Raw genomic sequence first — 5,216 nt, forward strand, 5'->3', positions numbered from 1 at the left:
CCCCAGGCCTGCGCCTGGGGGACTTCGACCGGGGGGACCCCCATCGCCCCGGGCGGAACCCGTGCCCACAAGCGGTGGCACCGCCGTGCCCACACGCGGTGGGAACCCGGGGCACAAGGGTGTGGACCCCGCCGGGTCCACGAAGCGCGTGGGTTCGGGGGCCGCGCGTGGTGTCGGCCGCCTGCTCATGAGGAGGGGCGGGGGCGGGCCGCCGCAGGGTCAGGTGGTGCGGCGGATGGTGAAGGAGGGGCCCGCGGGGGTGGAGGACTCGCCGAGGTACTCCTGGGACCGCATCTCGCACCACGCCGGAATATCCAGCCGCGCCGCCTCGTCATCCGCCAGCACCCGCACCACACCGCCCACCCGGACCCGCCCGATCACCTTCGCCAGTTCGATCACCGGGATCGGGCACAGCTTCCCGAGCGCGTCCACCACGAGCTCGGCCGCGTCGGCCTCCTCGGGATCCGCCCCGGCCCCGGTCGCGGCCCCGGTCGCGCCCAGTCGTTCCCGTACCTCCGTCACCACCCCCGGCAGCACGGAGAGAAAGCGGTCCACGTCGTCGGCCGTGGTGCCCGGGGGCAGGGAGAGGCGGATGTTGCCCTCGCTCAGTACGCCCATCGCCGTGAGGACATGGCTCGGCGTCAGGGTGCTGGAGGTGCAGGAGGAGCCGGAGGAGACGGAGAAGCCCGCGCGGTCCAGTTCGTGCAGCAGGGTCTCCCCGTCGACGTAGAGGCAGGAGAAGGTGACCAGATGGGGGAGTCGGCGCTCCGGGTCGCCGACGACCTCGGTGTCCGGGACCAGTGCGGGCACCCGGGCCCTGATCCGGTCCACGAGGGCGCGCAGCCGGGCGGCCTCGGTGGCGGCTTCCGCGCGTACGGCCCGCAGTGAGGCCGCGGCGGCGACGATGGCCGGGAGGTTCTCGAAGCCGGGGGAGCGGCCCGACTCGCGTGCGTCCACCGGGCCCCGGGGGGCGAACCGGACCCCCTTGCGGACGGCCAGCAGCCCGACTCCGGATGGTCCGCCCCATTTATGAGCGCTCGCGGTGAGCAGGGACCAGTCCCCCGCGACGGGGCCCCAGCCCAGCGACTGGGCCGCGTCCACCAGCAGGGGCACTCCGGCGGCCCGGCAGGCGACGGCCGCCTCGGCGACCGGCTGTTCGGTCCCGACCTCGTGGTTGGCCGACTGGAGCGCGGCCAGCGCCGTGTCGGCGGTCAGCGCTCCGGCGAAGGCGTCGAGGAGGACCCGGCCGCCGCGGTCCACCGGCACCTCGATGAGGTCACCGGCCGCCTCGGCGGCATGGAGGACGGAGGAGTGTTCCACGGCGGAGACGGTGACACGCCGTCCGGCGCGACGGCGGCCCGCGACGGCGCCCGTCACCCCGAGGTGGACGGCGTGGGTCCCCGAAGGGGTGAAGACGAGTTCGTCCGGGCGGCAGCCGACCGCCTCGGCGGCGGCCTGCCGGGCCGCGTCGAGGAGCAGCCGGGCGCGCCGTCCCTCGCGGTGGAGCCGGGCGGGGTCGGCCCATCCCTCGTCCAGCGCGGCGAGCAGGGCCTGGCGGGCGACGGGGTGCAGGGGTGCGGCGGAGGCGGTGTCGAAGTAGGGCACGCGGTCACGCTAACCCCCGGCGCCACGCGAGCCCCTGGGGCCACCCGGCCCCAGGCCCCTCGGCCCCGCTCCCGGGCCCGGGGCGCCCCGAACCCTCCGCAGGGCAGGCCGGCTCCCCGCGGGCGTACCGCCCGCCCGCTCCCCGGGGATGTGCGACACGCCCGGAGGCGGAGAGCGGCGGGCAGAAGCGGGGAGAGTCAGCCGCTCGCCGCCCCCGAGCCGTGATTCCACGGGAAACCCGCAGGAAAAGCGGGGTGTTTCCGGGGGGATTCCACCCCTTCGGGGTGTCGGACGGCGCGTTGGGCACCCTCCCCGCGCGACCCCAAATAGCGTCCAGTAGGGTTTGGTCCGCATAAACATCCAAACCCCTGCCCGCGTCAGGGCCGGCGACCGACCAGCGAGACGGCCGCAGCCCGTCGCGCGGGCCGAGACTCTCGGGAAGGCGCTACGTGAGTCCCAACGGCTCCGACCGCTCGTCGCGGCGCCCGATGCGGCGGAAGCTGCCGCAGGTGCTGACTGCGGGACTGATCCTGGCGACCGCCACCGGTTGCGAATACACATACGAGGACTTTCCCCGCCTTGGTATGCCCACCCCCGTCACGGAGGAGGCGCCGAGGATCCTCTCCCTCTGGCAGGGCTCGTGGGCGGCTGCGCTCGTCACGGGCGTACTGGTGTGGGGTCTGATCCTGTGGAGTGTCTTCTTCCACCGGCGCAGCCGCACCAAGGTGGAGGTCCCTCCGCAGACCCGGTACAACCTGCCCATCGAGGCGCTGTACACCGTGGTCCCGCTCATCATCGTCTCGGTGCTGTTCTACTTCACCGCACGTGATGAGTCGAAGCTCCTCGCCCTCTCCAAGAAGCCGACCCACACCATCAATGTGGTCGGCTACCAGTGGAGCTGGGGCTTCAACTACGTCGAGGACGTCCCCGGTGTGACGGGTGACGCCAAGACGGACAAGAACCTGAAGGCCATCCCGCAGAAGTACCTCGACGCGTTCCCGGAGAACGCCGGGGGTGTGTACGACGCGGGTATCCCCGGCACGCGTAACCCGCAGAACGGCAACCCCGGCCCCACGCTGTGGCTGCCCAAGGGCGAGAAGGTCCGCTTCGTGCTGACCTCCCGGGATGTCATCCACTCCTTCTGGGTGGTCCCCTTCCTGTTCAAGCAGGACGTGATCCCGGGCCACACCAACGCCTTCGAGGTGACCGCCTCCAAGGAGGGCACCTTCATGGGCAAGTGCGCCGAGCTCTGCGGCGTCGACCACTCCCGGATGCTCTTCAACGTCAAGGTCGTCTCCCCGGAGCGCTACCAGCAGCACCTGAAGGAGCTGGCCGACAAGGGGCAGACCGGCTACATCCCGGCTGGCATTGAGCAGACGGACCCGGCCAAAAACGCGGAGAAGAAGCAACTGTGAGCATCCTCAACGAATCCCAGGGTGCCGCCGCAGCAGCCGACGACTCATACGAGAACGAGCTGCCCGTCCGGCGCAAGCAGCCCGGCAACGTGGTGGTGAAGTGGCTGACCACCACCGACCACAAGACCATCGGCACGCTCTACCTGGTCACCTCGTTCGTGTTCTTCTGCATCGGCGGACTCATGGCGCTCTTCATGCGCGCCGAGCTGGCCCGTCCGGGTACGCAGATCATGTCGAACGAGCAGTTCAACCAGGCGTTCACGATGCACGGCACGATCATGCTGCTGATGTTCGCGACGCCGCTGTTCGCCGGATTCGCGAACTGGATCATGCCGCTCCAGATCGGTGCGCCCGATGTGGCGTTCCCGCGGCTGAACATGTTCGCCTACTGGCTCTACCTCTTCGGTTCGCTGATCGCGGTGGCCGGCTTCCTCACCCCGCAGGGTGCGGCCGACTTCGGCTGGTTCGCCTACACCCCGCTCTCGGACGCCGTCCGCTCCCCGGGCGTCGGCGCCGATATGTGGATCATGGGCCTGGCCTTCTCCGGCTTCGGCACCATCCTCGGCTCGGTCAACTTCATCACCACGATCATCTGCATGCGTGCTCCGGGCATGACGATGTTCCGGATGCCGATCTTCACCTGGAACGTGCTGCTGACCGGTGTGCTGGTCCTGCTCGCCTTCCCGGTCCTCGCCGCCGCGCTCTTCGCGCTGGAGGCCGACCGTAAGTTCGGCGCCCATATCTTCGACCCGGCCAACGGTGGCGCCCTGCTCTGGCAGCACCTCTTCTGGTTCTTCGGCCACCCAGAGGTGTACATCATCGCCCTGCCGTTCTTCGGCATCGTCTCGGAGATCATCCCGGTCTTCAGCCGCAAGCCGATGTTCGGCTACATGGGCCTGGTCGGCGCCACCATCGCCATCGCCGGTCTGTCGGTGACGGTGTGGGCCCACCACATGTACGTCACCGGTGGTGTGCTGCTGCCGTTCTTCTCCTTTATGACGTTCCTGATCGCGGTCCCGACCGGCGTGAAGTTCTTCAACTGGATCGGCACCATGTGGAAGGGCTCGCTCTCCTTCGAGACGCCGATGCTCTGGACCATCGGCTTCCTGATCACCTTCACCTTCGGTGGTCTGACCGGTGTCATCCTGGCCTCGCCGCCGATGGACTTCCACGTCTCGGACTCGTACTTCGTCGTCGCGCACTTCCACTACGTCGTCTTCGGCACCGTGGTCTTCGCGATGTTCGCGGGCTTCCACTTCTGGTGGCCCAAGTTCACCGGCAAGATGCTGGACGAGCGCCTGGGCAAGATCACCTTCTGGACGCTCTTCATCGGCTTCCACGGCACCTTCCTGGTCCAGCACTGGCTGGGCGCCGAGGGCATGCCGCGCCGGTACGCGGACTACCTGGCCGCCGACGGATTCACCGCGCTGAACACCATCTCGACCATCGCCTCCTTCGTCCTGGGCGCCTCGCTCCTGCCGTTCTTCTACAACGTCTGGAAGACCGCCAAGTACGGCAAGAAGGTCGAGGTCGACGACCCGTGGGGCTACGGCCGTTCGCTCGAATGGGCGACGTCGTGCCCGCCGCCGCGGCATAACTTCCTCACCCTGCCGCGGATCCGTTCCGAATCCCCGGCGTTCGATCTGCACCACCCCGAGATCGCGGCCGTCGACCAGCTCGACAACCACGGTCCCGACGCCCTCACCACCGGAAAGGAGGCCGGCAAGTGAAGATCCAGGGAAAGATGTTCCTCTGGCTGAGTGTCTTCATCCTCGCCGCGGCCATCCTCTACGGCGTGTGGTCGAAGGAGCCGGCCGGTACCACCGCGCTCTTCATGGCCTTCGGCCTGAGCGTCATGGTCGGCTACTACCTGGCCTTCACGGCCAAGCGGGTCGACGCGATGGCCCAGGACGACACCGAGGCGGATGTCGCGGACGAGGCCGGCGAGGTCGGCTTCTTCTCCCCGCACAGCTGGCAGCCGCTCTCGCTGGCGCTCGGTGGAGCGCTCGCGTTCCTCGGTGTCGCCGTCGGCTGGTGGCTGCTCTACTTCTCGGCGCCGTTCATCCTGATCGGCATCTGGGGCTGGGTCTACGAGTACTACCGGGGCGAGAACCAGAACCAGTAGGACCGCCCCGCCGGTACCCGTGACACCGCTCCGCACGGAGCCCACGGAGAGCCCGGTTCCCCCGCCTCACC

The 5,216-nt window shown here is 69.3% G+C and carries 4 protein-coding genes; 3 read left to right on the top strand and 1 reads right to left on the bottom strand.

Features of this window, described 5'->3' with window-relative positions; all coding sequences use genetic code 11:
• Positions 1 to 219 precede the first annotated feature (219 nt).
• Positions 220 to 1,605 carry a cysteine desulfurase/sulfurtransferase TusA family protein gene (locus tag ACFVIM_RS32515; protein WP_384309182.1) on the bottom strand — a complete coding sequence of 462 codons (1,386 nt, stop codon included), beginning with the start codon at positions 1,603 to 1,605 and terminating at the stop codon, positions 220 to 222.
• A gap of 449 nt (positions 1,606 to 2,054) precedes the next feature.
• On the opposite strand from ACFVIM_RS32515, the gene coxB reads away from it, so the two are divergent.
• Genes coxB through ACFVIM_RS32530 form a run of 3 tightly spaced genes read left to right on the top strand, consistent with a single transcriptional unit; the run spans position 2,055 to position 5,145 of the window.
• Positions 2,055 to 3,020, top strand: coding sequence for a cytochrome c oxidase subunit II (gene coxB, locus ACFVIM_RS32520; protein WP_384309185.1), 966 nt, complete (start codon positions 2,055 to 2,057; stop codon positions 3,018 to 3,020).
• Positions 3,017 to 4,750 carry a cytochrome c oxidase subunit I gene (gene ctaD / locus ACFVIM_RS32525; RefSeq protein WP_384309187.1) on the top strand — a complete coding sequence of 578 codons (1,734 nt, stop codon included), beginning with the start codon at positions 3,017 to 3,019 and terminating at the stop codon, positions 4,748 to 4,750. The genes coxB and ctaD overlap by 4 nt, the downstream gene beginning before the upstream one ends.
• Positions 4,747 to 5,145: a cytochrome c oxidase subunit 4 gene (locus ACFVIM_RS32530; RefSeq protein ID WP_384309190.1), complete on the top strand. Its 399-nt coding sequence runs from the start codon at positions 4,747 to 4,749 to the stop codon at positions 5,143 to 5,145. Before ctaD ends, ACFVIM_RS32530 begins: the two co-directional genes overlap by 4 nt.
• Positions 5,146 to 5,216 lie beyond the last annotated feature (71 nt).

Origin of the sequence: Streptomyces sp. NPDC057638, assembly GCF_042800315.1 — a bacterium.
Taxonomy (GTDB): domain Bacteria; phylum Actinomycetota; class Actinomycetes; order Streptomycetales; family Streptomycetaceae; genus Streptomyces.